We start from the raw sequence: 26327 nt of genomic DNA, 5'->3' as shown, positions 1-26327 counted from the left end.
GTCTGATACAAAAGATAAAAAAATTATTACGAATAACGTCTCGGTTGTCCGGATACAGAGTGGTCTTCCTGGTTTTATTGGCTGTCAGCAGAGTATAGTTTTTGATTTAAAGTGATACAATAAAATTGATCTTAGTCAATAATTGTGTAATATATTACTCAGACAAGAAAACTGAATGATGAAGTACCAGTCTGTTTTCATCTTGTGGGCAGGGGAATTCCCGGCCCGGGTTTTTAATACCGGCTTTTTTACATGAGGTTAATACAATGGCAGACGCTTTTATCTGTGATGCGGTTCGCACCCCTTTCGGTCGTTACGGTGGCGGGTTAGCCCCGGTACGTCCCGATGATCTGGGCGCGGTACCTCTCAAGGCCCTGATGGACCGCAACCCGGATGTAGACTGGACGCAGGTTGAAGACATCATCTACGGTAATGCCAATCAGGCCGGTGAAGACAACCGTAACGTGGCGCGTATGTCCGCGTTGCTGGCCGGTCTGCCGACCGATGTGCCGGGCACCACGATCAACCGTCTGTGCGGCTCCGGTATGGATGCCATCGGTTATGCCGCCCGTGCTATTAAGTCGGGCGAGACCGACCTGATGATTGCCGGTGGCTGTGAGTCGATGTCCCGTGCACCGTTTGTTATGGGTAAAGCGGAATCCGCTTTCAGCCGTAATCCGAACGGTCTGTACGACACCACTATCGGCTGGCGTTTCATCAATAAGAAGATGAAAGCTGAATTTGGTGTCGACAGCATGCCGGAGACTGCTGAGAACGTGGCTGAAGATTTCAATATCTCCCGCGAAGACCAGGACTTGTTTGCTTTTCGCAGCCAGCAGAAGACTGCGGCTGCGATGGAGCAGGGTCTGTTTGCTGATGAGATCGTGCCGGTGGTTATCCCGCAGCGCAAAGGCGATCCTGTCGTAGTGGATACCGATGAGCATCCACGTGCCTCGACGACGCTGGAAGCGCTGGGCAAGCTGCGCGCGCCGTTCCGTGAAGGCGGCTCAGTTACGGCGGGTAATGCATCCGGCGTTAACGACGGCGCCTGCGCCTTGCTGATCGCATCTAAAGAGGCTGCAGAAAAGCATGGCCTTACACCGAAAGCTCGGGTTGTCGGTATGGCAACCGCTGGCCTTGAGCCCCGTATTATGGGTTTCGGTCCTGCACCGGCTACCCGCAAAGTACTGGCAAAGACCGGTCTGACACTGGCGCAGATGGATGTTATCGAACTGAACGAAGCGTTTGCCTCACAGGGGCTGGCGGTCATGCGTGATCTGGGTCTGCCGGATGATGCAGCGAACGTTAACCCGAACGGCGGTGCGATCTCTCTGGGTCACCCTCTGGGTGCCAGTGGCGCTCGCCTGGTGACGACTGCGATGTATCAGCTGCACCGTACCGGTGGCCGCTACGCACTGTGCACTATGTGTATCGGTGTGGGTCAGGGTATCGCCCTGATCATCGAACGGGTCTGACGAGCACTCGATGTAATACAAGCAGTACATGCAGTAAAAGAAGCGCATCACGGTTCCGAATGCCGACATAACTATAAAGATGCGCTCAACAGAACTATAAGACAGGACGAGAATAACCATGCAATATGACCAGCCATTACGCGGTTCTCTTGATCAGATTGAAACTGCGAGCATCGATGAACTGCGTGAGCTGCAGCTTAACCGCATGCAGTGGAGTGTCGCCCACGCCTATAACAATGTACCGGCGTACAGAAACTTGTGTAAAGAGAAGGACGTTCACCCGTTCGATCTGAAAACACTGGATGATCTGGCGAAATTTCCGTTCACCACTAAATCTTACCTGCGTGATACTTACCCATTTGATTCATTCGCGACACCGATGAATGAAGTGGTACGTATACATGCCTCCTCCGGCACTACCGGTAAGCCGACGGTAGTGGGGTACACCCAGAACGATATCAATACCTGGGCGGATATTGTTGCACGTTCTATTCGTGCGGCTGGTGGCCATTACGGCGACAAGGTGCATATCTCTTACGGTTACGGCCTGTTCACCGGCGGTATGGGCGCTCATTACGGTGCCGAACGCCTGGGTTGTACGGTTATTCCGATGTCTGGCGGTCAGACCGAGAAGCAGGTTCAACTGATGCGTGACTTCGATCCCGACATCATCATGGTGACGCCGTCTTACATGCTTAACATCATCGATGAAATGGACCGCCAGGGTCTGGATCCTCGGGATACTTCACTGCGTCTGGGTATCTTCGGTGCCGAGCCGTGGACCGAAGAGATGCGTAGGAACATCGAAAACCGCCTGGGTATCGATGCCGTTGATATTTACGGCCTGTCTGAAGTGATGGGGCCGGGTGTCGCGATGGAATGTATTGAAACCAAAGATGGCCCGACTATCTGGGAAGATCATTTCTACCCTGAGATCATCGATCCGAATACCGGTGCAGTACTGCCGGACGGCGAATACGGTGAACTGGTATTCACCTCCCTGACCAAGGAAGCGTTGCCCATCATCCGCTACCGTACCCGCGATCTGACCCGTCTGTTGCCGGGTACCGCGCGTCCGATGCGTCGTATCGATAAGATCACTGGCCGCTCCGATGACATGATGATCATCCGTGGCGTGAACGTATTCCCGACTCAGATCGAAGAACAGATCCTGAAGATCCCGGCGCTGGCGCCACACTACGAGATCATCGTCGGCAAGCAGGGCAACCTTGATACGGTACTGGTGAAAGTCGAGATGGCGCCGGAGGCGCAATCTGCGAATCAGAGTCAGGCGATGAAAGAGCTGTCTCACCACATTAAGTCGGTTGTAGGTATCTCGACTAAGATTGAGGTGGTGCCGGTGGGTGGCCTGCCGCGTTCTGAAGGTAAAGCCAAGCGGGTTTTCGATAACCGCCCGTAAGGCTAGTAACAGCAAGTTTAATAACAAACAGGCAGCTGCCGGTAATAGCGGTTGCTGTAGGTAAGAATCATCGTGACCTGGCTGGCTAATACTGACCGTTTTATCGTCAGTGCTAGACGGCTCAGGTTACGGTAAAACAACGTTGTGGAGGCGATTGAAATGACAGCACCTCAAGAAGAAAACTTCATGCGCAAGATCGAGGCCGAAGAGAAGATCGAGCCGAAAGACTGGATGCCTGAAGCGTACCGTAAAAACCTGATCCGTCAGATCTCCCAGCATGCACATTCCGAAGTTATTGGTATGCAGCCGGAAGGTAACTGGATCACCCGCGCGCCATCTCTGCGTCGTAAGGTAGTTTTGCTATCTAAAGTGCAGGATGAAGCGGGCCATGGTCTGTACCTGTACAGCGCCTGTGAAACCCTGGGTATCTCCCGTTCTGAGATGATCGAGCAGCTTCAGAATGGTACGGCTAAGTACTCTTCTATCTTCAACTACCCGACCCTGACCTGGGCGGATGTTGGTGCAATTGGCTGGCTGGTAGACGGTGCAGCGATTGTTAACCAGGTATCCCTGCAGCGTACCTCTTACGGTCCGTATTCTCGCGGCATGATCCGTATCTGTAAGGAAGAGTCTTTCCATCAGCGTCAGGGTTATGAAGCAATTCTGGAACTGGCTAAAGGTTCAGAAGGGCAGAAAGAGATGGCTCAGGATGCGCTGAACCGTTTTTACTGGCCTGCGCTGATGATGTTTGGTCCGCATGACTCTGAGTCTGCACACTCGCAGAAATCGATGGAGTGGAAGATCAAGCGTGAAACTAACGACGACCTGCGTCAGAAGTTTGTTGATCAGACAGTTAAACAGATTGAAGTTCTGGGTCTGGAACATCCGGATAAGAACATTAAGTGGAATGAAGAGCGCGGTCATTACGATAGCAGCGACCTGAACTGGGACGAGTTCTGGAGCGTTATCAACGGTAACGGTCATTGCAACCGTCAGCGTATTGAGCACCATGTTGCCGCTCACGAAGAAGGTGAGTGGGTACGTGATGCGATCACAGCATATAACGATAAGAAGCGTGCCAAGAAAGCACAGAACGCGGCATAAGGGGTATCTGAAATGACAAACATCACTGAAAAACTGGAACTGTTTGAAGTATTTGTACGTTCCAAGCGTGGCCTGGACCACAAGCACATCGGTAGTCTGCACGCTGAAGATCATGAGCAGGCGCTGGAATATGCCCGCGACTGTTATACCCGCCGTACCGAAGGCGTAAGTATCTGGGTTGTTAAGTCCGATGATATCTGTGCTTCTCAGGAAGACGATGCCGAGTGCTTCTACGATCCGAGCGATGATAAGCCGTACCGCCATGCGACTTATTACGTTCTGCCTGACCCAGTTAACAACATGTAATTGGGGGAGAGCTGATAATGAGTGATCAAATTAAAAACGCAATTCAGGAATATGCAACCCGTCTGGGTGATGACTCTGTAGTACTGGGTCACCGTATTTCTGAATGGGTAAGCTACGGCCCGTTCCTGGAAGAAGATATCGCCTACGGTAACGTTTCTCTGGATTATGTGGGTCGTGCCCGTCTGTTCTACAGCTATGCAGCTGAACTGGCAGACGACGGACGTGACGAAGATGACTTCGCGTACATGCGTAACGACCGTGAATACCGCAATCTGCTGTTGCTGGAGATGCCGAAAGGTGACTTCGCCTACTCTCAGGTACGTCAGCTGTTTGCCGATGTGTACTACACATTAGTGTTGCCTGAACTGCTTCAGTCTAAAGATGAAACCCTGGCGGGAGTTGCCGCTAAAGCGATCAAAGAGACCAAGTATCATCTGCGTCGCAGCCGTGACTGGGTGCTGCGTCTGGGTGACGGTACTGAAGAGAGCCATAAGCGTACTCAGAAAGCTGTTGATCAGCTGTGGGGTTATACCCATGAACTGTTCGATATGGATGAAACTGAGCAGCTGCTGGTAAAAGAAGGTATCGCCGTTGATGTTTCCAAACTGCGCGGTGCATGGCTGAAGATGGTCAGCGATATTCTGACCGAGGCGACAATCACTGTACCGGAAGACAGCTGGGCTGTTCGCGGAGGCCGTACTGGCTATCACACTGAGCACCTGGGCCATATGCTGACCGAGATGCAGATCGTGCACCGCTCCCACCCGGGCTGTAAATGGTAATTGGCTATGACTGAAATCTCACTGATGCCGAAAGAGCAGTACGACCGGATGCAGCAACGCAGTCAACCGGATGTAAAGGAACTATGGGATCTGCTCGACGCAGTTAAAGACCCGGAAGTACCGGTACTCTCAATCTGGGATCTGGGAATTCTGCGTGATATCGAGCGTAACGGTGACAATATTCTTGTCACTATTACGCCAACGTATTCCGGTTGCCCGGCGATGGACAATATCCGTACTGATGTGACTCAACTGCTGAACGATAACGGCTATGCCGATGTGACCGTCAAAATGTCACTGTCACCGGCCTGGAGTTCAGAGTGGATGTCACCACAAGGTCGCAAAAACCTCCGTGAATATGGCATTGCGCCACCGGAGGATGCGGATCTGGATGATGATGGCCTGACCCCGGACGCTCACGCAGCATGCCCGCACTGTGGTTCACGTAATACCCGCAGAGTAAGTGAGTTTGGATCCACTGCATGTAAGGCGCTGTTTCAGTGCGATGACTGCAGTGAGCCTTTTGATTATTTTAAAAAGATCTGATCTTGGATCGGGTCTTATTAATAGAACAGGTGAAGCATGTCTGACACCAATTTTTACACACTGAAGATCGCTGATGTACAACCGGAAACGGAAACCGCGATCGCAGTGAGCTTTGCAGTTCCTGCTGAGCTACAAGAAAAGTTCAACTTTATTCAAGGTCAGTTCCTGACCCTGCGTGCCATGATCGATGGTGAGGATGTACGTCGTTCTTACTCTATCTGTTCCGGCGTCAATGATGGCCAGATGCGTGTGGGTATCAAGCGAGTTATGAACGGTAAGTTCTCTAACTTCGCCAACGATACGTTCAAGCCGGGTATGGATATTGAAGTAATGCCGCCTCAAGGCAGCTTCTATACAGAACTGAATGCTGACAACAACAAGAACTATATGTGTATTGCTGTTGGTTCCGGTATCACACCGATGATCTCCATCATGAAGTCGATACTGGATACTGAGTCGGGCTCTCAGGTAACCCTGATCTACGGTAACCGCCGCAGTAACTCAGTAATGTTTAAAGACGAGCTGAACTTTGTTAAAAACCGTTACATGAACCGCTTTAAGTGGATCAACATCATGGACTATGAAGATCAGGGTGCTGAGCTGCTGAATGGCCGGATCGATAACGCGAAAGGCTACGCGCTGCAAAAAGCGGGTCTGATCAACATCAAAGAAGTTGATGATGCCTTTATCTGTGGCCCTGAATCGATGATGTCTGAAGTGTCGCGTGGCTTCCGTATTGAAGGCCTTAGCGATGATCAGATCCATTATGAGCTGTTCGCTAACTCTTCTGCAGATTCGAAAGAGATGCTGGAGAAAGCCGCTGCCCGTAAAGAGCAGTTCGGTGAAGAGAAGACCTCGAAGGTTACTGTGCGAGCTGATGGCCGGGCCATCATGTTTGATCTGGCTACGGTTGGCGAGAATATACTTGATGCCGGTATGAATAACGGCATGGAACTGCCTTACTCCTGTAAAGCAGGTGTATGTTCTACCTGTAAGTGTAAGCTGGTAGAAGGTGAGGTCGATATGGATATCTCCCACGGTCTCGAGAAGCACGAGATCGAAGCGGGCTATATCCTGAGCTGTCAGGCGCACCCGATTTCCGAATCTGTTGTTGTGGATTTTGATGAGCGGTAATGTCGCGAAGCGTAAAGTTAAAAAGCCCGGCAGTAGCCGGGCTTTTTTATGCCAGAAAGAAGATCAGAGGATCAGTTGCTAGATCGCCGCTTCGCAGCTAGCTAGAACGTCGCTTCGCGACTCGCTAGTGGCTAGAAAATGCGTGAATACTCAGACTTGTGGGAGCCACGCCCTCGTGGCGATTGATCTTGCACTATGTATATTCTCGGAACGAGGTACCCGATGGGGCATGCCAGTGTCTCTCCTGCAAATCGCTGCGCTCCTTTTTGCTTTTCCTAGCCACTAGCAGGAAGGTTTACCTTCCGTTCTAGCGAGTCGCGAAGCGATGTTCATACTACTTTAAGGCGTTTCCTATAATTCTGTTATGAACTCCGATCCTCATGCCCCAGTTGTTCGTTCTGCCGTCTTCCGTTTCTACGAGGAACTGAATGACTTTCTGCCAGTTGCCCTGCATAAGAGATCATTTCCTTATGAATTTATAGGTAAGCCAACAGTTAAAGGCGTTATCGAAGCGATCGGGGTGCCACATGCTGAAATAGATCTGATACTGGTTAATGGTGAATCGGTGGGCTTTGATCACCAACTGCTGGGAGGTGAGCGGGTTTCGGTGTATCCGGTGTTTGAATCTTTCGATATTACACCGCTTATCCATCTGCGTGAAAAACCATTGCGGGATACTAAGTTTATCGTTGATGTGAATCTTGGCAAACTGGCACAAAAGCTACGCTTATTAGGCTTTGATTCCTTATATCGAAACGATTTTGAGGATAGCGAGATCGTTAAGATCGCTCTGTTGGAGCAGCGTATCATCCTGACCCGGGACAAAGGCGTCCTGAAACACAGTGCAGTCACCCACGGTTACTGGGTGCGCAGTAATGATCCGGGAGTGCAGATGAAAGAGGTGATTAATCGCTTTCAGCTGGAAAGCAGTTTCAGGCCCTTCATCCGATGCACAAACTGTAACGGGATCTTGCAGCAGGTTGAGAAGGCTAAGGTGCAGGACCGGTTGCCAGCAGATACTTTGCAGTATTGTGACGTTTTCTGGCAGTGTGAAAGTTGCCAGAAACTCTATTGGCGCGGCTCACATTATCAGCATATCTGCGATTGGGTCGAAGCGCTAAAAAGTTAATACATCGCCGGCTTATTACTTAACGACCTTCCTTATGGAGTTATTTATTGTCTGCGACTTTACCAACCTGTTGTTAGAAGGCTTTTGTCTTTTGCTTTTCCGAGCAACGAACGAGCAGCGTTTTTTGCTGCGGTCGAGCTACGAGCCACGAGTCCGCCGCGCAACGGCGATCTAGCTACTGCAGTTACTGGCTGGTAACTACCAGATAACAGATCAACTCTTCGTTACCGCAGTTATCAATACTGTGTTCCAGATCACCACGGTAGTGTGCCGAATCGCCTACCGCCAGATTACGACTGTTGTCCCCTGCGGTAATGCGGGCGCTGCCCTGGGTGACTGTCAGAAGTTCTTTGGTGCCTTCAAAGTGGGGCGCACTTGCCAAACTGGCCCGGGGTGCGATGCGCAGTTCATAGAACTCAATATTCTTTTCCATATGCAGCGGCGAGAGGGTGCGGATCTGGCACTCGTCGTCGGCACGGAACAGGTTGCTGGCATCGTCGCCATGCACTACCTCAATGGTAGATGATGCCCAGGGCTGGTCGACAAGTTCGCCGATAGTGATGCCGAAGGCCTGGGCGATGCGAAAGGTGACCGCGAGAGTGGGGTTAGCCTGTCCTCTTTCGATCTGGCTCAGCATAGATCGACTTACGCCTGAGGCGGCTGCCAGTTGGTCCAGAGTCAGTTTATTTTTCTTGCGCAGCTCGGTCACCCGATTGCATAACACCTGACTGGCGGGATCGATATCGGCCTTATTACTGCTTTTAGCTTTTTCTGAACTCATTAATGATTTTCCGCTATATGAGAAAAAGATCTTGTATCAAGGAATGCATCATTCTAAGATGCTGGAATGATTTCTTTTATATTAAATATCGCGGCGGATAAATGCCACCCTTATGGTGTTTTATACTGCCGTGTCGATTCTCCTCTTATAGCTTTCCGGCAGCGGCCAGACGGGCAAGTCATGCCTGAGCGAATGCGTCACTAACGCGTATCTCTCTTAGTGACCGGTGTAATGACGCCGGGAACTGGCATCTGTTTATTCGTTTCCCGAAAGTAAGAACGCCCCAATAGGGCGCTGAAAGAGAAGTCTATAATGAATGAAATCGTTGATTACTTTGTACCTTCACACGATCCGATACTGGGTATTAAGCCTGTGAATGTGGTGACCGTACTCAATACTGAGAATTGGCAATCGCGGGCTGTAACCTTTCAGCTTGCGTGGTCTCAGTTATATGTGTACCTGAGTCGGGCAACGAATACGCGGCTGCGTAAGCGCTATTACTGCGTCAATGTTTACGATACCGGCAAGTGCGAAACCCACTCTAAGAGGTTGTTTCTGACACTCGCAGAAGCTTTGGATTTTGCTAATGCCGGTGCGTCAGAACTGCAATCTCTGACACAATTTGAGGAGGCTTCATGAACATGAAAGCTTTGGTCAAAAGAGAGTCCGCTCCGGGGCTTTGGTTAGAAGAGGTGCCTGTGCCGCAGGTGGGTATCAATGATGTTCTGATCAAGATAAAACGCACCGCAATTTGCGGTACCGATATGCATATCTATAACTGGGACAGCTGGGCACAAAATACCATTCCGGTACCTATGGTTGTAGGGCACGAATTTGTCGGGGAGATCGTCGAAGTCGGCTCCAACGTGAATGACTTTCAGTGTGGCCAGATTGTCTCCGGTGAAGGGCATGTGGTCTGCGGCCGTTGCCGTAACTGTATGGCCGGCCGGCGTCACTTGTGCGCGCATACCAGCGGTGTCGGTGTTAACCGCCCCGGTGCATTTGCCGAATACCTGGTGTTGCCTATGTCGAATGTGTGGGAACACCGGCCGGGCATCGATCTTGATATAGCAGCACTGTTCGATCCTTTAGGTAACGCCGTGCATACGGCTCTGCAGTACGATCTGCTTGGCGAGGATGTTCTGATTACCGGTGCTGGTCCAATTGGCGTGATGGCGGCAGCGGTATGCCGGCACGCCGGCGCCAGGCATATTGTGGTCACCGATATTAACCCCCGACGTCTGGCGCTGGCAAAGCAGCTGGGCGCGACCTGCACGGTGGATGCCAGTAAAGAAAGCCTCGATGATGTGCGACAAAAGCTGGGAATGTCCGAGGGTTTTGATGTGGGCCTTGAGATGTCAGGCAGTCCTGCTGCATTGCGGGATATGCTGGTGAATATGTGTCATGGCGGAAAAGTATCGATTCTTGGGATACCCAGTGATGAGGTTGCCATCGACTGGAGTACGGTGATCTTTAATATGCTGACGCTGAAAGGTATCTACGGCCGGGAGATGTATGAAACCTGGTACAAAATGTCCATATTTATTGAGTCCGGTCTGGATATCCTGCCGGTGATTACCCACCGTTTCGATTACCCGGATTTTCAACAGGGTTTCGATGCGATGAATTCCGGTGAGGCCTGCAAGGTCATCCTGAACTGGGAATAAGCTAGCAGATTGCTCACTGGGATTTAGAGCTTAGGAGAACAGATATGTACGGTAAGTTTCAGGACCACATCGGTAAGGAGCTGGAGTCGATTGAGTCGGCCGGGCTGTATAAGCGTGAGCGACTCATTACCACCGCGCAAAGTGCCCATGTGGGCGTAAATACAAACGGTGTTGGCTCAGAAAGGGAAGTTCTTAATCTCTGCGCCAACAATTATCTCGGCCTGGCGCAGCACCCGGAAGTGAATGCTGCCGCGAAAGAGGGGCTGGAAAACTGGGGCTACGGTATGGCTTCGGTGAGATTTATCTGCGGTACCCAGGTACTGCATAAGCAACTGGAAGATAAGTTAAGTGACTTTCTGGGGATGGAAAGTACCATCCTTTATCCTTCCTGTTTCGATGCCAATGGCGGCCTGTTTGAAACCATCCTGGGGCAGGAAGACGCAGTCATTTCCGATGAGCTGAATCACGCCAGTATTATTGACGGCATAAGGCTGTGTAAGGCGAAACGTTACCGTTATCGCAATAGTGATATGGCGGACCTGGAAGCGCAGCTGCAAGCCGCCGACAGAAATGGTGCGCGGTTTAAACTGATCAGCACCGACGGCGTGTTCTCGATGGATGGCTATATTGCCCGGTTAGATGAAATTTGTGATCTGGCTGAGAAATACAACGCACTGGTGCATTTTGATGATGCCCACGCTACCGGTTTTATTGGTGCAGGCGGTCGCGGCACCCATGAATACCGTAACTGTATGGATCGGGTGGATATCATCACAGGTACCCTGGGTAAGGCGCTTGGCGGTGCCAGCGGAGGCTATACCAGCGCCAGTAAAGAAGTGGTTGAGTTATTGCGCCAGCGCTCGCGGCCTTATCTGTTCTCCAATACTGTAGCGCCGCCTGTGGTTGCCGGTGCATTGAAGGCGATCGAACTGGTGACTGAATCCGCCGATCTGCGTGATCAGCTGCAGGAGAATGCGGCGATCTTTCGGGAAGGTATGGAGCGACATGGCTTTGAACTGCTACCGGGCGAGCATCCTATCGTGCCGGTAATGCTGCATGACGCTGTACTGGCAGGACAGTTTGCCAACGCCATGCTGGAACTGGGCGTTTATGTGGTGGCTTTCTCTTTCCCGGTTGTGCCAAAAGGCAAGGCTCGTATCCGCACTCAGATGTCGGCTGCGTTAACTAAGGATGATCTCGAATTCGCCATCGAAGCGTTCGGACGGGTAAAAGCGAAGCTTTTAAGTGGCTAGATCGCCGCAGAAAAGCAGTAGCTAGACCGGAAGGAAACCTTCCTCGCTAGAACGTCGCTGCGCGACTTGCTAGTAGCTAGAAAAAGCGCAAATACTCAGACTTGTGGGAGCCACGCCCTCGTGGCGATTGATCCAGCACTATGTATATTCTCGGGACGAGGTACCCGATGGGGCATGCTAGCGTCCCTCCTACAAAATTGTAAGCTGGACTAAGCACCAGCCTTCCTTAAAAAGCCTAATACTTCAGAAAAGTACTTACTGAGTTAAGAAGGCTCTTACGATTTTTCTAGCCACTAGCAAGCTGAGCTTGCTCAGCGTTTCTAGCTAGCCGTGCAGCGGCGATCTAGCTACTTGATAAAAGCCTTCGGCTTTCATCCGAATATCATACTCCGGGCGATCCAGATCATGATGAAGGTGGCCAGAGCGATGACGCTGGTGGCGATACCTGCAATGCGGGACTGCAGCCAGCCGAGAATGCCGATGGAGATAATAAACAGGAACAGTGCCAGGGTTGCGGCAGAGGTGCCGATAGTGCGTACGAATGTTATTTGCTCGAGTAGTTCCTGGGCGATCTGATCAATTCCGGCAATCCGCAGGCTCAGGGCAACATCGATGTAGAGTGCGATGAGAAACAGCAGGGAAGTAGCGGTGAACAGTAGAAAGCTGATGGTAGCCATACGGCTTTCAGATCTGCTGCGGATGATCTGCGCTGCAATCGACAGCGAGAACCCCGCCATAAGGCCACTGATAAAAGATACCTGGCCGGTTTGTAACTCCAGGATTTCGTTCATATTTAATCTGCTCCCTGCTGACTAATAGGATGGAACCGTCAGTCTATCGGGCTTTTCCGATCTCTGCCAGTCGTAAGCGTCAGTCTGGCAACTCAATGATCCTGTTAGTAGCAGCGACGAGCAATATGGCAACATTACCCTTGGGGTTGATACACGGCTCAGTGAAAATGTTAACGCCAGTTTTGAACTGAATTACCTGTTCGGACACCGGCAACTGAATGACTCCAGCGTGACAGTCTCTCTGCGTTACCCGTTCTGACAAGAATACAAGAGCCCCGTGTAACACTCGCCTCGGGGCTCTTTATTTTCCTTTTGTGGGCATCGATGTGCGATGACCAACGAAACTGGACTGCCCCCTAAAAAGTTACCTTACAAAGGTTTTACTATCAGTTCTTATCATAGGCATTAAGAAGGCTCTTTCGAGCTACGAATAAGCAGCGCTCTTTGCTGCGGGCGAGCAACGAGCAACGGCAACTATTCCCGCCCTTACATCTCGTTACATTTTTCTACAACTCCCTACATCTGCCGCGTATCTGGTTTACACCGCACCGTTAATCTCAATGCAGTACCTGATCGTTCTTTAAATCCGGTGACTGAACTAACCCCTTCAGCTTCAGCCACCGGATTTAAGGTACAGCACGAGGCAATAACCAGAGAGCGACAAGACGGCCAGACCGGACAAAAATTATAAAAAAGAAAAACGCGTGCTTCGCGGAGGAAAAATCACGATGAAGAATACTATTAGCCGGAAAGCTTCGGGCTATCTGTTATCTGCGGCGGTTGCTGCAGCGACCGCTGTGACGGCGTTGCCGGCATCAGCCTATAACCTGCACAGCGAAAATGGTACCGAGCTGAACCTGGATGTGGAAGCGATCTTCGGGACGTTTAGCAGCCAGGAGAACTACTTCGGTAAATCGGGAGATAGCTCTGATTGGCAGGAGGCTTATATTAAAGCTGGCCTGAGCGGCAGTCACAGTTACAGCGATCAAGGGGCAAGTGTTTACGGTGCGGTTAATGTACTGGCTTCTGGTACTTTTGGTGATGGCGATGCGGGTGGTAATACTACCGGTAATGAGCGCGAAACTGATTTTGAAGATATCTATGTTGGCTGGCGTTCCGGCAACATGATTCCGGCGCTGGGCGAGAATGGCGTGGATGTCTCTTTTGGCCGTCAGAATATCTCAATTGGCGATGGTTTCCTGGTTAATGGTGACTCTCTTAACCTGGGTGACTTTGCCGGCGACCTTTCTGATCGTGGTGGAGCCTATTGGCTGGCTGCCCGCAAAGCATTTGATGAGACCTTCTGGCTCAAGTTGGGTGGCGATAGTGGTTTGCGCTCCGATCTGTTTTGGTTTAAGTCTGATAACAATGGCCAGTCTAATGTTGAGATGGCTGGTTTGAATCTTGAGTACGTGACCGATAAAGGTACCTTCGGTGCAATGTATCTGGAAGGCCTGGGGCAGGATGATGTTTTGGGTATGGGTCATGACCGGGATGGCCAGGAAACTCTTAGCTTGCGCTATCAGGGTAATGCTGGTGTCGAGAACCTGTTCCTGAACGCTGAATTTGTGCAGCAGGAGAGTGGTAGCGGTGTTGATACCGATGCCTGGACTGCAGAGGCTGGCTGGACCTTTGCTGATCTGCCGTGGTCGCCTGCAGTAAACTACAGATACACCAGTTACGATGATGGTTTTGATTCCCTGTTCTTCGGTTTCAGTCGTGGTTACGGTACCTGGTACCAGGGTGAAGTAGCAGCAAACTATGCCGGCCCTTTTGGGTCATCTGCTGATATTCAACACGTTGGACTGAAGCTTTTCCCGGCTGAGACGTTGGCGCTGGGTGCTATGTACTTTGACTTCAGCGATTCAACAACCTTCGGCGCTAATTCTGAAGGTCAGGAAATTGATCTGTACGCTGAGTGGGTGGTTAATGAGCACCTGATCATCAGCCCATTGGTCGGTATCTATTCACCTGACAGCAGCAACGCTACTCAGAATACTCAATCCGATAACACTTACTTCCAGTTGCTGGCGATCGTGCCGTTCTGATTACAACCAACATAATTATAAAGCCGGATCACTCACTGTGATCCGGCATTTCGGTATAGAGAGGATATAAGAATGACAGAATATTCACTGATTGTTAATGGCCGGAAAGTAGCCGGCGGTGCTGGTACTTTTGCGGTTCTTAATCCAGCAAATGAGGAACTGGTTGCACAGTGTCCTCAAGCAACTATTGAGCAGTTGGATGAAGCGGTATCTGCCGCGCAGACGGCGTTTGAGAGCTGGCAGTTCTCTGCCCATGGTGATCGTAAACAGTTGCTGAACGATATCGCAGACCGGATCGAAGCGAATGCTGCGGAACTGGCGGAAATCGTCGTGCGGGAGCAGGGCAAGCCGCTGTTCCTGGCCCAGGCTGAGGTCGGTGGAGCAATCGCCTGGACCCGTGCCACCGCTGATCTGGAGATGCCGGTCGATGTGCTGGAAGATTCCGATACTAAGCGGGTAGAAGTACACCGCAAGCCGTTGGGTGTTGTTGGCTCTATCACACCATGGAACTGGCCTTTAATGATTGCGGTATGGCATATCATGCCGGCGATCCGTTCCGGTAACTCCGTAGTGTGTAAACCTTCCGGCCTGACGCCGCTGAATACCCTGCGTCTGGTGGAAATTATTAATGAAGTCGCACCTGCCGGTCTGGTCAACGTAGTGACTGGCGAGAGCGGTATAGGTAGTGGCATTACTAAACACCCTGGAATTCGTAAGATCGTCTTTACCGGCTCGACACCAACTGGCCAGACCATAATGCGTGGCGCTGCAGATAACCTGAAACGCCTGACCCTTGAACTGGGCGGTAATGATGCAGGTATCGTGCTGCCGGATGCTGATCCTGCAGCCATTGCGGAAGGTATTTTCCAGACCTCATTCCTCAATATGGGGCAGACCTGTGCTTGCCTGAAACGTCTGTATGTACATGACTCTATCTACGATGAGTTATGTGAAAAGCTGGCCGATGTTGCAGCTCAGCAGAATGTTGGTAACGGTATGGAAGAGGGTGTGACATTTGGCCCGGTGCAGAACCGCGATCAGTTTAATCTGGTGAATGAATTGGTGGAAGACGCTAAAGCCAATGGCGCCCGTATCCTGACCGGTGGTACGCCGCTGGAAGGTAAAGGTTACTTCTATCCGCCGACTATCGTTGCCGACATTTCTGACGGCACTCGCCTGGTCGACGAGGAGCAGTTTGGCCCGGTACTGCCGGTGATTCGTTACAGCGATGTGGAAGACGCGATCAAGCGAGCCAACGGCAGTGAAAACGGCCTGGGTGGCTCTGTATGGTCTGCTGATACAGAACAGGCCCACAACGTCGCTTCCCGCCTGGAATGCGGTACCGCCTGGATCAATGGCCACGCAGAACTTTTGCCATACGCACCATTCGGAGGCTGCAAGATGTCCGGCTTCGGTGTCGAATTTGGTCAGGAAGGTCTGATGGAATATACCAGCGCTCAAGTAATAAATATCAATAAATAGAAACGTAAAGAGTTGATCACCCTGCCGGGAGGGCAATCCCGGAGTTTTATCTTCCTTCTCTAACCGGAAGTTCTTGTGCCCCTCATTGAGGGGCTTTTTTCGTTACACCAGGCCTCTTTCCGTCAGTTTCTGTTTAAGGAAATCGATAAAGCAGCGCACCTTCAGGGGAACGTAGCGGTTTTGTGGGTAGATGGCGTTGAAGGGAATGCTATCTGTTCCGTAATCGGATAATAGTCGGATAAGCTTGCCAGTCTGTAGGTATTCTTCAACCATCCAGATCGGTAACTGGGTAATACCCAGGCCTGAAAGGACTACTTCCAGATTAGTATCGCCATTGTCACTCTGAAAATTGCCACTGACAGGTACTGAAAATGTTTTATCCGCTTGGTGGAAGCGCCATATATAGGCTTCTCTGGCCAGGGAATACAGGATGCAATTATGTTCTTTAAGGTCATCGGGGTGTTGTGGTGTGCCGTGACTTTCAAGATACTCTGGACTGGCAATTGGTAACATTGGATTGTCAAACAATGGCTGGGCAATCAGAGTTGAGTCTTCAAGCTTTCTGGCCCGGATCGCAATATCCACACCTTCTGCTATAAGGTCAACGTGGCGATCGCTAAGGGACAGGTCGATCCGTATATCCGGAAACTGCAGCAGAAAATCCTTTATCAGCGAAGCCAGGACCAGACGCCCAAAAGCTACAGGGGCAGTTATTTTCAAAACGCCCCGGGGCGAAGCGACCTGGGATCGAACCCGCGCTTCCACTTCGTCTAACTCAGCCAGCAGGATCAGGCACTTTTCAAAGTACTCAACACCCGCTTCTGTCAGGGAGTGATCACGACTACTGCGGGTGAGCAGTTTCACACCAAGCCTGGTTTCAAGCGCAGCAACCTTTTTGCTGATAGTGGCCTGGCTGCTATTCATTTCCCGGCCCACGGCGGAGAAGCTACCAGTCTGAACCACCCTGACAAATACCCGCATAGCGCTTAGCTGATCCACAATCGCCTCAATAATTCCAAATTCGAATGATTGGTATGCAATTTATCATAGTTCTCTGATGGAATAGTAATGATTAAGATTTGTTCATCGGTTAATAGAAACTAACCAAGCTCGTTACGTTGAATTAATAATTGAGAAATCGCTATGAACGCAGAAAAAATCAAAGCCGGGGCTGTATTCCCTGAAATCGAATTGCCGCTGATCGGTGGCGGCTCAGCCATTCTGGGGATGCCGGAACAGGGCTGCGACTGGAAGATGGTCGTGGTTTATCGTGGCCGCCACTGCCCGTTATGTACCCGTTATCTGAATCAGCTGGAGCAGCTGAAGCCTGAGTTTAATAAGCTGGGGGTAGACATCATCGCCGTATCAGCGGATAGCCAGACCCAGCTGGAAAATCACCTTGAGGAGCTGGAGGTTAGTTATCCAATAGCTTATAGCCTTAACATTGAGCAGATGCAGGCTTTGGGCCTGTACATTTCAGAGCCACGGTCAGAGCAGGAAACCGACCATATCTTTGCCGAGCCGGGGTTGTTTGTGATCAATGAAAAGGGACAGGTCCAGATAGTCGATATCTCCAACGGTCCCTTTGTCCGCCCGGAACTGGAAGTCCTGTTGTCAGGGATAGGTTTTATCCGCAACCCTGACAATAACTATCCGATCAGGGGAACTTACTAGAAGTACTTGAGAATAACACTACAGGGTTGGTGGATGCCGATATCCCATCAATCTTAGCAATACAGGAAATAATATGAATAAAGAACTTGAAACGAAAGATCTGTTGCTCAGCGAATTCAGACTGAGCAATTCTCTGGCATTGAAAAACCGGATTGTGATGGCTCCGATGAGCCGCTCCATGGCCAGTGATGAGCTTGTGCCCACTTCGGTAATGGCGGACTACTATGCACGCCGTGCAGATGTTGGGCTGATTATAAGTGAAGCGATTGTGATCGCTCCGCTGGGGCAGGGCTACCCAAATACTCCCGGATTATTCACTACTGAACAGGTTACTGGTTGGCAGCAGGTGACCCAAAAAGTACACGAAAATGGCGGCAGAATCTTTGCCCAGATCTGGCATACCGGCCGGGTATCCCATCCGGCTTATCTGAAAGGTGAAATGCCGATAGCCCCTTCAGCAGTTGAATTGCTTGGCCGAGTGCCCAGGGCGGAGGGGCTGGAATACGGCATGCCGAGGGAGATGAGCGAAACTGAGATCAAACAGCTGGTTAAGGACTTTGCTGCTGCCGCTGCAAATGCCCGGCAGGCAGGTTTTGACGGGGTTGAATTACACGGAGCTAATGGCTATCTACTGGATCAGTTTTTGCACTGGGATACCAACCGACGGACTGATGGCTGGGGCGGTAGTAGGGAAAATATGTCACGGCTGTTGTTTGAAGTGATTGATGCTGTAAAGCAGGAGATTGACCATGTTGGCCTTCGCTTGTCTCCGGTTGCATACCTTCATCTTGAACACGATGTGCGGGATAAGGAAGTGTTCGATTACCTGCTGGAGCAGCTTAACGGCTTCGACCTTACCTATATTCATACCGGGATGAGCGAGGATAACTATCAATCCCATCTGGATGGCACTGTCACCCAGTATATTCGCAGCCTTTACCGTGGTCGTGTGATAGCAAACGGAGGCTATGATGCAGATAGCGGACGACAGGTTTTAAGGGATGGTGATGCGGATATGATTGCCATTGGCCGGCCCTTGATTGCTAATCCTGATTATGTGGAAAAGGTCCGAAAGAAGCAGGCACTGACAGAATATACCGTAGCGCATCTTGAAAGCCTGGTTTAATAAAACAGTGGCTGGATCGGTCTATCAGTTGTAGTAGCTTAGTTGAAGTTACTCGGTTGAAGTAATTCAGTCTTAGCCACTGACTTCCTTAATCTCTTCCAGACTAATTAATAACAGATTTTCCAACTCCCCGGCTGTTGTCGGGGTGATAGAGTTCGGATCCTGTTCGAGTGCTTTACAACTGCGGGAGAGGGCTGCCAGTCCGAAGTTAGCGGCGGCACCAGCCAGTTGGTGGGCGATGCGTTCAATATCTTTCAGGTTTTGTTGCTGGCAGGCAGTATCAAGGTCATTGATCAGGCTTTCACTTTGACGCTGTAGTTGGCCGATCAGCGTAGAGAATTTTTCCTGCCCCAGCATGCTGCAGTGTTGTTCGATCAGGTTCAGGTCCAGTAGCGTTCCTGACTCTGTTTGGCTGTTCTCTGCAGTACTCATATCTGGATTATCTTCTGTAATCTGTTTGGCTTCAGTGATGCTCGGGTCAGCTACCGGCTCTGGCTGAACGGTATTAGTTTCAGTGGTTGGTTTACCGATCAATTGCTGCAGCTCATCAAACTGCAATGGTTTGCCAATTACGGCATCGATGCCCGCTGCGTGGTAGTTATTGATCTCTGCTTCTGTGATGCTTGCAGTGAGCGCGATAATGCGGATATCCGCTTTAGCGGGGTCGCTGTGGGTACGCATTCTGCGGGTGGTTTCCATGCCGTCCATATCCGGCAGGTGGATGTCCATCAGCACCAGGTCATAGCTGTTCTGGTTATGTAGCGAGAGCGCGCTGAAACCGTCTGCAGCAATATCGACACTGTGGCCGTCGCTCTCCAGCAGTCCTTTGGCTACTTGTTGGTTTATCTCGGTATCTTCGACCAGCAGGATACGTAGAGCGTCTTGCTGCCCGGCTGGTTGCTGGCTGCTTTCCTGTTCCTGCTGATCAGGATCAGGCAGGGAGTAGGGGATTTCAAACCAGAACTGACTGCCTTTATCGGCTTCACTGTTAAAGCCGATTTCTCCGTGCTGAATTTCGACAATCTGTTTACTGATTGCCAGCCCTAATCCGGTACCGCCGTAGCGTCGGGTGATTGATGAATCGGCCTGGGAGAACTGCTGGAAGATCCTGCTGTGGGATTCCTCTGGAATACCTATGCCGCTGTCTTCCACCTCACAGCGGATTGTAGCGACGTTATCATGTTGCTGGCAGGAAACCGTGATACGGATATAACCCTGTTCGGTAAATTTTATCGCATTGCTGCACAGGTTCATCAGTACCTGACCCAGGCTGCGCCGATCACCCAGTACCCGTTGCGGAAGCTGATCTGAGATGGTCAGCTGTAACTGCAGTTGTTTCTCCTGCGTCATCGGCTTCAGCATCAGGTTCAGCTCATTAATCACTTTACGGACCGAGAAGGGGGCCTGGTCGAGTTGTGACTGGCCGGCTTCTGCCTTAGTGAAGTCAAGCACATCATTTAGAATCGACAGCAGTGACTGACCCGACTGATAGATCGCCTGTACCTGTTGTTGCTGTTCCTGGCTGAGGTTACCTCTGTCGAGTAGCTGGGCCATGCCCAGGATACCGTTCATCGGGGTGCGGATCTCATGGCTCATGGTGGCCAGAAACTCAGATTTTGCCTGACTCGCCGCTTCCGCTTGTTGTCGGCCGATCTGGGCTTCCCGCTGCTGCTGTTCGGCTTTCTCTTTGGCTTTGCGTTCGGTGATGTTGCTCAGCGAACCTTCGTAATAGAGTGCTGTTCCCTGATCATCAAGCTGGCGATGGGCAGAGATCGATACATACACTGTTGAGCCATCCTGGCGCAGCCATTGGGTCTCAAAACCGATCACCCTGTTATCTGCTGCCAGTTCTGCGAGGAAGCGATTGAGGTCCTCTGGTTTGGCAAAGCACTGACTGCCGATATCGGTGATAGCGCTTAAAAACTGTTCCGGAGAGGGGTAGCCAAGCAGGTCCGCCAATGCCGGATTCGCTGAGATAAAGTGACCCTGCGCGCTGGCCCGAAAGATCGCCTCGACGGTATTCTCGAACAGCGAACGGTATTCCTGTTCAGAATGCTCCAGGCTGGAGTACAGCTTGGCATTTTCGATAGAAATCGCGGCCTGGGCAGAGAGAATTTGCAGGGTCTCCATCCGGGTCCGGTCAAAAACATTGCGGCTCTCGTTGTTTTCCAGGTAAAGAATCGCGGTCAGTTCGCTGTGGTAAAGGATTGGCATGCAGAGCAGGGAGCGGGGTTTATGCTGACGGATATAGCTATCCTGCATAAACATTTCGTGGCTGTGGGCGTTACTCAGTACTACGTTTTCCTTGGTCCGGGCGACATAATGGACAACACTGACCGGTAAAATAGTGCTGTCATCGAGAACCTGGTTGTCAAAGAAGCGTGGGCTGCTATCGAGCTCGGTTTCTGCTTCGATAAAGAGATTGTTCTTCTGTTTCAGAATAAGTATTGCCCGTTGTGCACCGGCACTTTCCAGAGCCAGGGTCATCAGTCGTCCGAGCAGTTTTTCCAGTACTATCTCATCGGATATCGCCTGGGAGGAACGGATCACTGAGATAATATCCAGATGCTGGTTTGAGACCTCCTGAGACGCTTGTTGTGCTGCCGTCTCCGACAGGTTTTCTCTCTGCTTATCGCTGCGGCTACCGAACTGTTGCGGGTATAGCTCGCTCAGGTGCTGAAGTTTTGCGCTGGCTTGCAGGCGTTCGAAACCGGCCCAGGCTTCATTGAGATAAGTGCGGGCGATATTCTGCTTCCCCCATTCCAGATAACAGCGTCCGGCCATCTCATTGGCCATCGCTGCAATAAGGTGAAAACCGTTAGCGCTGGCCAGGGCGATCGCCTCATCGTAATAGTTCATCGCTTTACTGTACTGTTTGCCAGTACGGTGCAGCTCCGCTTGCAACAGCTGGACATAGTGCAGGTGGTTTTCGGGGCAATGTCTGGCCCAGCGTTTAAACCGTTTCAGTATGCTGCGGATCTTTTTCAGCTTTTGGGGCTGTTGCAAAATACTGGTACCCGGCAGCAGCGCCAGCTGGGACAGCGCCGAGAAGAATTGAAAGCAGGGCGAGGTATAAGTACCACCGATATAAGGCAGGTAAGGGGTGCCGGCATCGCTGTGCCAGGCGGCCTGTTCAAAGTCATTGAACAGGTAGCACAGTACAGCGCTGTAATAATGGTAGATTGAGATTGCGGTTCGGTGATCTTCCTGACGATTCTCTTCCAGTAGTTGCGGGCTGAAAAAAGTGCCGAACAGCTGGGTTGCTTGTTCTGTATTACCACGTAGGTTATCGATCGCCTGCAACGCCAGGAGCGAGTATTGTTCAGACTGTTTCTGGCCGCACAGGCGCAGGGAGTCGGTATACTTTTCCAGCTCCGGCTGCAGTTCTGTGAAGTCTTTGCCGAGGCTGAATGCGTACTGGATATACGCCGCGAGGCAGTAGCTACCCCATTCCACATCGCCGCAGTCCAGTGCAATCTGGTGCCCTTCGAGCAGGGAGTCCAGGGTATTGGCAAGCGGCTCCTTCCAATGCCGCACATAGGTATTAAACAGCGACAGAGTTTTATGCTGCACCAGTCGGGCTGGCTGGCGTTTATCCAGCTCCATCGCCATTTTACCCAGTTCATACCCTTTATTGATCGCGTGGTATTGGCCGCATAAAATGCCGCCGTAACCGGCAAAGGCCATAGATGAGTGCGCAGTGAGGCCGTGATTCAGGGTCAACTCGACCTCTTTTGCCATCACCAGGGGACGTAAGCTGGAACTGGAAAACTTTGTCGCACCAAACATACTGGCAAGAATCGAAAGTGCCGCCAGATGGTGTGGATCTTCCATCGTCGGGGCATTGAGAATCTGTTCCCGGTTGCGTCGGTGCAATAGCCACTGGGTACGAAGAATACCTTGCCAGGTGTCTACCCTCCCCGGGCTTTGTGGCAGGTTGACTCCCAGCATCTGCAGAACCTGTAACGCGACCTGCATCGCTTGCTCAAACTGATTGCGGGCTATAAATGATTGAATTCGGATCTCGTAGACCCTGACCTTATCGAGCAGACTGTCGGCATGCCTGATCACCTGATCGGCCATGCTGTTCATCTGCTCAAAACTGGCTTTGATATAGGCCGCTTCAGTGCAGCTGGTATAGAGTGACAGGCTTAGCTGATAGTGGCTTTGCCAGCAATCTTCCGGCAGTAATTCTATTCCGGTTTGCAGGTATTCCAATGCTGCATCGAAGGCTGCTGAGTCCAGCGCCCGGATGCCGGCCTGGCAGTTGAGTCGGGCCAGTGCGGTTAGCTCTTCCTGCTGCCTGATCAGGCCTCTGGCGGTATTCAGATGATTGGCTATTTCAAATACCGGACTGCTGCTGTCTTCGGTCTGAAAGCGTTGTTGTAACAGTTGGCCGATCTGCAGGTGCAGGTTTTGTCGCTGGGATTGGGGAATCAGTGAGTAGGCTGCCTGTTGGATCCGGTCATGGACAAAGCGATAGCGTCGGTCATTAGGTTTGAGCCCTGCGCTGACTGTATAATGACTGTCCAGTGGAATCAGTAATCCTTCAGATACCGCATCCCACAGGTTATCGGCGGTTTTCTTAGCGCTGTGCTGCAATACAGTAGCCAGGGTTTGCAACCTGAATGGACTGCCAATACAAGCGGCCAGCTGCAGTGCCTGCTGGGTGATCTGCGGTAGCTTCTGGATCTTGCTGACCATCAGATCGATAACGTTATCGGTCATCTCCCGCGACTGAATTCTATGTTCGTCCCATTGCCAGCTGTGTTGCCGGAAGTAGATCAGCCCTTCATCGTGCAGTGAGTAGAGGAACTGAATCAGAAAGAACGGGTTGCCCTGGGTTTTTTCCATACAGATCTGGGCCAGTGCTACGCACTTTTGCGGCTCACAGCGCAAAGTATCGGCAATGAGGCGGATCACCTGGCTCTGGTTGAGTGGCTCCAGTGTTATCTCACTGAGCTGGCAGGGGGTGTTTTTTAGTCGTTCAATACTGCGTCGCAGGGGATGGGTGGCGGACACCTCAGTATCCCGGTAGCTGCCGATGACCAACAGGTTAGGCAGGTTATTACTGCCGGCAAGGGCCTCAATCAGGCTGAACGAGGCAAGATCGGCCCAGTGCAGGTCATCCAGTAACAGCAGTAGCGGGCGTTCAGGTGTCGCGAACACTTGCAGCAGCGATTGCACCATCCTGGAAAAACGGTTTTGCTCTTCGGTTGCCGACAGTCGGGGGGCTCCGCTCTGTTTACCAATCACCAGCTCCAGTTCCGGTACCAGCCGGATCAGGGCCTGGGCATTTTGTCCCAGAGCACTCAGAATCGCTGTGCGATAGCGGGATATCTCCTGCTCATTTTCAGTCAGTAACTGGCGCACCAGCCCCTGCAGCGCATGGAAAATCGCCGAGTAAGGGCGGTTACGTTTGAACTGGTCGAACTTACCGCTGATAAAGCGGCCGTTTTGTTCATGGATATAGTGCCGCAGCTCATGCACCAGGCTTGATTTGCCGACACCTGCGTAGCCGGTAATAAAGATTAGTTCCTGTTGCTGCAGCGCTGCGCGATCGAAACTGTAGCGTAACTTCTGAATCGTTGCGGCCCGGCCATAAAGGCGCTGGGGTATGGCAAAGTGTTCTGAAATATCCTTCTGGGCGATATTAAACAGTGGAATATCCTGTTGTTGCTGCCAGTAATCGAGGCAGCGCTGCAGGTCTTGCGATAACCCATAGCTGGACTGATAACGCTCCGAGGCGTCCTTCGCCAGCAGCTTGAGTATCACCCGACCCAGCATCTCAGGCAGTTTATGATTGACCTTCTGCGGTGGTTGCGGGTGTTTGGCTATATGGCTGTGCAGCAGTTGCAGGCGGTCGTTACTGCTAAATGGCGGGCAGCCGGTGAACAGTTCGTAAAAGGTGGCGCCAAGGCTGTAGAAGTCGCTGCGATAATCTATATGACGGTTGATCCTGCCGGTCTGTTCCGGCGCTATATAGAGCAGGGATTCCTGCATCAGCAGCTGGGCGTTCCAGCTCGCTTGCTCCCGGGTCAGACGGGTTGCCAGGGAGAAGTCTATTAGCTGAACTTCTCCGCTATCGGGCAGGTAGAGGATATTATCCGGGGATAGTTTTTTATGGATTATCCGGGCGCCATGGAGCCGCCCCAGAAGATTGCTGATGTTAATCGCAATGGGTAGTAGCTGATCCCAGCTATAGGTTTGTTGCTGCAATAGCTGACGCAGGCTGATACCACCCTGATCCGGAAACAGCAGGGTTGGGCGGTTATCGATACTGGTCAGCAGCAGGGGCTTTATAACGCCGCTGACATCGGTGCTGTTGAGCAGCTCAAATTCATGCTCAAAGCGGCTGATCTCTTCCGGAGTAATCGCCTCACTATTGAGCTGCTTGATGATCACCGGCTGCTGGTCGCTGTCGCGAATCGCTTTGCTTACGCTGCAGTTGTGGCCACGATGCAATAGGTGAAGGCTGTGATAACCGGGCAGTTGCTGCATATTTTGCATAGATCAGCTGATCTCACCGGCAAACATATAGCCTGCGCCATGGGCGGTCAGAATAAAATGCGGATCGGTCGGATTATCGCCCAGCTTGCGGCGCAGCCGTCCCACCATGACATCGACCGAGCGGTCATTGGGGGTCCACTCCCGGTCATGAATCGCGTCCATCAGCTGATCCCTGCTGAGCACCTGTCCCGGACTGGTAATCAGGGAGTGGAGCAGCTTAAATTCACCTTCGGGCAGGCGTTCAGAATCTTGTTGCGGATCGGTTAACAGGCGTTTTTTACTGTCCAGCGACCAGCCTTCAAACTGCACCAGTGAGCCATTGTTCTCAGCACTCTGCTGCTGCGGATGCTCATTTACCCGCCATAGCAGGTTCTTGGTTCTGACCAGCAATTCACGGGGGTTAAAGGGTTTAGTCACGTAATCATCAGCACCTAGTTCAAGGCCAACAATACGGTCTATCTCGTCGCCCTTACTGGTTACCAGAATAATGCCAACGCGGGATTGTGCCCGCAGCTCCCTTGTCAGGGTCAGGCCATCTTTGCCGGGAAGGTTGATGTCCAGCAGAACAAGCTCAACAGCATCATTCATTACCCTTTGACAGAGGTCGTTTCCATTATCGGTTTCGCTGACCCGATAGCCTTCATTCTCAAAGTAGCTGACCAGCAGTGAGCGGGATGCGAAATCATCTTCGACGATAAGGATATGAGGGCTGTCAGGAATACTGTTCATGGCGTCTGCTTTTGTGGTTTTTATTGTCATTATCGAATGAACACCGTTCATTACTTCTCAGGGTTTTCTTATTTCGTCGTACTTATCTTTTTGCACTGTATAGGTCATGCTGTGACTGAGTCTAGCAACAGCGCCTATGGGATAAAAGTAACACTCCCTGACATGCTTGTTTGTGGTTAGTGTAGGTATTTAACTTCTTAAATCAAAAGCTTACATATATATTGATGCTTTGTTCGTTACATCTCGTTACATCTGCATACAACTTAGCACAAAACAACGGAAATTCATTTACACCGCAAAGGTAATTTAGATTGCATCAACCATAAGGTTGAGCATAAAAATAAGACAAGGGCCTGCATCGACTCCATTA

At 51.3% G+C, this 26327-nt stretch carries 20 protein-coding genes; 15 read left to right on the top strand and 5 right to left on the bottom strand.

What is annotated here, in order from left to right; genetic code table 11:
• The first annotated feature begins 266 nt into the window (after positions 1–266).
• The 8 genes from pcaF to ACQUQM_RS10865 all read left to right on the top strand — a co-directional run bounded on the left by pcaF (position 267) and on the right by ACQUQM_RS10865 (position 7896).
• Positions 267–1475, top strand: coding sequence for a 3-oxoadipyl-CoA thiolase (pcaF, locus tag ACQUQM_RS10900; RefSeq protein WP_432474525.1), 1209 nt, complete (start codon positions 267–269; stop codon positions 1473–1475).
• Between the two features lie 118 nt (positions 1476–1593).
• Positions 1594–2895, top strand: a complete 1302-nt coding sequence (gene paaK / locus ACQUQM_RS10895) for a phenylacetate--CoA ligase PaaK (protein ID WP_432474524.1) — start codon at positions 1594–1596, stop codon at positions 2893–2895.
• 159 nt (positions 2896–3054) lie between these two features.
• A complete protein-coding gene (gene paaA / locus ACQUQM_RS10890) occupies positions 3055–3999 on the top strand; it encodes a 1,2-phenylacetyl-CoA epoxidase subunit PaaA (protein ID WP_432474523.1) in 945 nt (314 codons plus the stop codon).
• Positions 4000–4011: 12 nt separating this feature from the next.
• Positions 4012–4305 carry a 1,2-phenylacetyl-CoA epoxidase subunit PaaB gene (paaB, locus tag ACQUQM_RS10885; protein ID WP_124924539.1) on the top strand — a complete coding sequence of 98 codons (294 nt, stop codon included), beginning with the start codon at positions 4012–4014 and terminating at the stop codon, positions 4303–4305.
• Between the two features lie 17 nt (positions 4306–4322).
• Complete coding sequence (gene paaC, locus ACQUQM_RS10880) at positions 4323–5087, top strand: 1,2-phenylacetyl-CoA epoxidase subunit PaaC (RefSeq protein ID WP_432474522.1); 765 nt, start codon at positions 4323–4325, stop codon at positions 5085–5087.
• Positions 5088–5093: 6 nt separating this feature from the next.
• Positions 5094–5633, top strand: a complete 540-nt coding sequence (gene paaD / locus ACQUQM_RS10875; protein WP_432474521.1) for a 1,2-phenylacetyl-CoA epoxidase subunit PaaD — start codon at positions 5094–5096, stop codon at positions 5631–5633.
• Between the two features lie 36 nt (positions 5634–5669).
• On the top strand, positions 5670–6767 hold the full coding sequence (gene paaE / locus ACQUQM_RS10870; RefSeq protein ID WP_432474520.1) for a 1,2-phenylacetyl-CoA epoxidase subunit PaaE: 1098 nt from the start codon (positions 5670–5672) through the stop codon (positions 6765–6767).
• Positions 6768–7131: 364 nt separating this feature from the next.
• Positions 7132–7896, top strand: coding sequence for a Mut7-C RNAse domain-containing protein (locus tag ACQUQM_RS10865; protein ID WP_432474519.1), 765 nt, complete (start codon positions 7132–7134; stop codon positions 7894–7896).
• A 184-nt stretch (positions 7897–8080) separates the two neighbouring features.
• Here ACQUQM_RS10865 and ACQUQM_RS10860 read toward each other — a convergent pair whose 3' ends face one another.
• Positions 8081–8677, bottom strand: coding sequence for a helix-turn-helix domain-containing protein (locus tag ACQUQM_RS10860; protein ID WP_432474518.1), 597 nt, complete (start codon positions 8675–8677; stop codon positions 8081–8083).
• 312 nt (positions 8678–8989) lie between these two features.
• On the opposite strand from ACQUQM_RS10860, the gene ACQUQM_RS10855 reads away from it, so the two are divergent.
• Genes ACQUQM_RS10855 through ACQUQM_RS10845 form a run of 3 tightly spaced genes read left to right on the top strand, consistent with a single transcriptional unit; the run spans position 8990 to position 11597 of the window.
• Entirely contained in the window at positions 8990–9316 is a 327-nt protein-coding gene (locus ACQUQM_RS10855) for a hypothetical protein (protein WP_432474517.1), read from the top strand.
• A 2-nt stretch (positions 9317–9318) separates the two neighbouring features.
• Positions 9319–10344 carry an L-threonine 3-dehydrogenase gene (gene tdh / locus ACQUQM_RS10850; RefSeq protein WP_432474819.1) on the top strand — a complete coding sequence of 342 codons (1026 nt, stop codon included), beginning with the start codon at positions 9319–9321 and terminating at the stop codon, positions 10342–10344.
• 44 nt (positions 10345–10388) lie between these two features.
• Complete coding sequence (locus ACQUQM_RS10845; RefSeq protein ID WP_432474516.1) at positions 10389–11597, top strand: glycine C-acetyltransferase; 1209 nt, start codon at positions 10389–10391, stop codon at positions 11595–11597.
• A 371-nt stretch (positions 11598–11968) separates the two neighbouring features.
• Here ACQUQM_RS10845 and ACQUQM_RS10840 read toward each other — a convergent pair whose 3' ends face one another.
• On the bottom strand, positions 11969–12388 hold the full coding sequence (locus ACQUQM_RS10840; protein WP_432474515.1) for a hypothetical protein: 420 nt from the start codon (positions 12386–12388) through the stop codon (positions 11969–11971).
• A 728-nt stretch (positions 12389–13116) separates the two neighbouring features.
• Between ACQUQM_RS10840 and ACQUQM_RS10835 the strand changes: the two genes are divergently transcribed.
• On the top strand, positions 13117–14436 hold the full coding sequence (locus ACQUQM_RS10835) for a hypothetical protein (RefSeq protein ID WP_432474514.1): 1320 nt from the start codon (positions 13117–13119) through the stop codon (positions 14434–14436).
• A gap of 72 nt (positions 14437–14508) precedes the next feature.
• Positions 14509–15918: an aldehyde dehydrogenase family protein gene (locus tag ACQUQM_RS10830; protein ID WP_432474513.1), complete on the top strand. Its 1410-nt coding sequence runs from the start codon at positions 14509–14511 to the stop codon at positions 15916–15918.
• A gap of 102 nt (positions 15919–16020) precedes the next feature.
• Here the strand turns inward: ACQUQM_RS10830 and ACQUQM_RS10825 are convergent, their stop codons facing one another.
• Positions 16021–16917 (bottom strand): LysR family transcriptional regulator, encoded by an 897-nt coding sequence (locus ACQUQM_RS10825; protein ID WP_432474512.1) that lies wholly within the window; start codon positions 16915–16917, stop codon positions 16021–16023.
• Positions 16918–17061: 144 nt separating this feature from the next.
• Between ACQUQM_RS10825 and ACQUQM_RS10820 the strand changes: the two genes are divergently transcribed.
• Together ACQUQM_RS10820 and ACQUQM_RS10815 are read left to right on the top strand one after the other, a co-directional pair.
• The gene (locus ACQUQM_RS10820) at positions 17062–17592 is read left to right on the top strand and encodes a peroxiredoxin-like family protein (RefSeq protein ID WP_432474511.1); all 531 of its coding nucleotides are present in this window, start codon (positions 17062–17064) and stop codon (positions 17590–17592) included.
• Between the two features lie 73 nt (positions 17593–17665).
• Positions 17666–18718 (top strand): alkene reductase, encoded by a 1053-nt coding sequence (locus ACQUQM_RS10815; RefSeq protein WP_432474510.1) that lies wholly within the window; start codon positions 17666–17668, stop codon positions 18716–18718.
• Positions 18719–18790: 72 nt separating this feature from the next.
• Here ACQUQM_RS10815 and ACQUQM_RS10810 read toward each other — a convergent pair whose 3' ends face one another.
• Entirely contained in the window at positions 18791–25228 is a 6438-nt protein-coding gene (locus tag ACQUQM_RS10810; protein WP_432474509.1) for an AAA family ATPase, read from the bottom strand.
• 3 nt (positions 25229–25231) lie between these two features.
• Positions 25232–25957 carry a two-component system response regulator TorR gene (gene torR / locus ACQUQM_RS10805; RefSeq protein WP_432474508.1) on the bottom strand — a complete coding sequence of 242 codons (726 nt, stop codon included), beginning with the start codon at positions 25955–25957 and terminating at the stop codon, positions 25232–25234.
• Positions 25958–26327: the final 370 nt, after the last annotated feature.

Source organism: Amphritea sp. HPY (assembly GCF_050870985.1).
GTDB lineage: Bacteria > Pseudomonadota > Gammaproteobacteria > Pseudomonadales > Balneatricaceae > Amphritea.
This window is presented reverse-complemented; position numbering and strand designations above follow the sequence as displayed.

Bases quoted from the DNA above. Each gene is read 5' to 3' on its own strand.
- pcaF (WP_432474525.1), top strand. From the start codon at position 267: ATGGCAGACGCTTTTATCTGTGATGCGGTTCGCACCCCTTTCGGTCGT.
- paaK (WP_432474524.1), top strand. From the start codon at position 1,594: ATGCAATATGACCAGCCATTACGCGGTTCTCTTGATCAGATTGAAACT.
- paaA (WP_432474523.1), top strand. From the start codon at position 3,055: ATGACAGCACCTCAAGAAGAAAACTTCATGCGCAAGATCGAGGCCGAA.
- paaB (WP_124924539.1), top strand. From the start codon at position 4,012: ATGACAAACATCACTGAAAAACTGGAACTGTTTGAAGTATTTGTACGT.
- paaC (WP_432474522.1), top strand. From the start codon at position 4,323: ATGAGTGATCAAATTAAAAACGCAATTCAGGAATATGCAACCCGTCTG.
- paaD (WP_432474521.1), top strand. From the start codon at position 5,094: ATGACTGAAATCTCACTGATGCCGAAAGAGCAGTACGACCGGATGCAG.
- paaE (WP_432474520.1), top strand. From the start codon at position 5,670: ATGTCTGACACCAATTTTTACACACTGAAGATCGCTGATGTACAACCG.
- ACQUQM_RS10865 (WP_432474519.1), top strand. From the start codon at position 7,132: ATGAACTCCGATCCTCATGCCCCAGTTGTTCGTTCTGCCGTCTTCCGT.
- ACQUQM_RS10860 (WP_432474518.1), bottom strand. From the start codon at position 8,677: ATGAGTTCAGAAAAAGCTAAAAGCAGTAATAAGGCCGATATCGATCCC.
- ACQUQM_RS10855 (WP_432474517.1), top strand. From the start codon at position 8,990: ATGAATGAAATCGTTGATTACTTTGTACCTTCACACGATCCGATACTG.
- tdh (WP_432474819.1), top strand. From the start codon at position 9,319: ATGAAAGCTTTGGTCAAAAGAGAGTCCGCTCCGGGGCTTTGGTTAGAA.
- ACQUQM_RS10845 (WP_432474516.1), top strand. From the start codon at position 10,389: ATGTACGGTAAGTTTCAGGACCACATCGGTAAGGAGCTGGAGTCGATT.
- ACQUQM_RS10840 (WP_432474515.1), bottom strand. From the start codon at position 12,388: ATGAACGAAATCCTGGAGTTACAAACCGGCCAGGTATCTTTTATCAGT.
- ACQUQM_RS10835 (WP_432474514.1), top strand. From the start codon at position 13,117: ATGAAGAATACTATTAGCCGGAAAGCTTCGGGCTATCTGTTATCTGCG.
- ACQUQM_RS10830 (WP_432474513.1), top strand. From the start codon at position 14,509: ATGACAGAATATTCACTGATTGTTAATGGCCGGAAAGTAGCCGGCGGT.
- ACQUQM_RS10820 (WP_432474511.1), top strand. From the start codon at position 17,062: ATGAACGCAGAAAAAATCAAAGCCGGGGCTGTATTCCCTGAAATCGAA.
- ACQUQM_RS10815 (WP_432474510.1), top strand. From the start codon at position 17,666: ATGAATAAAGAACTTGAAACGAAAGATCTGTTGCTCAGCGAATTCAGA.
- ACQUQM_RS10810 (WP_432474509.1), bottom strand. From the start codon at position 25,228: ATGCAAAATATGCAGCAACTGCCCGGTTATCACAGCCTTCACCTATTG.
- torR (WP_432474508.1), bottom strand. From the start codon at position 25,957: ATGAACAGTATTCCTGACAGCCCTCATATCCTTATCGTCGAAGATGAT.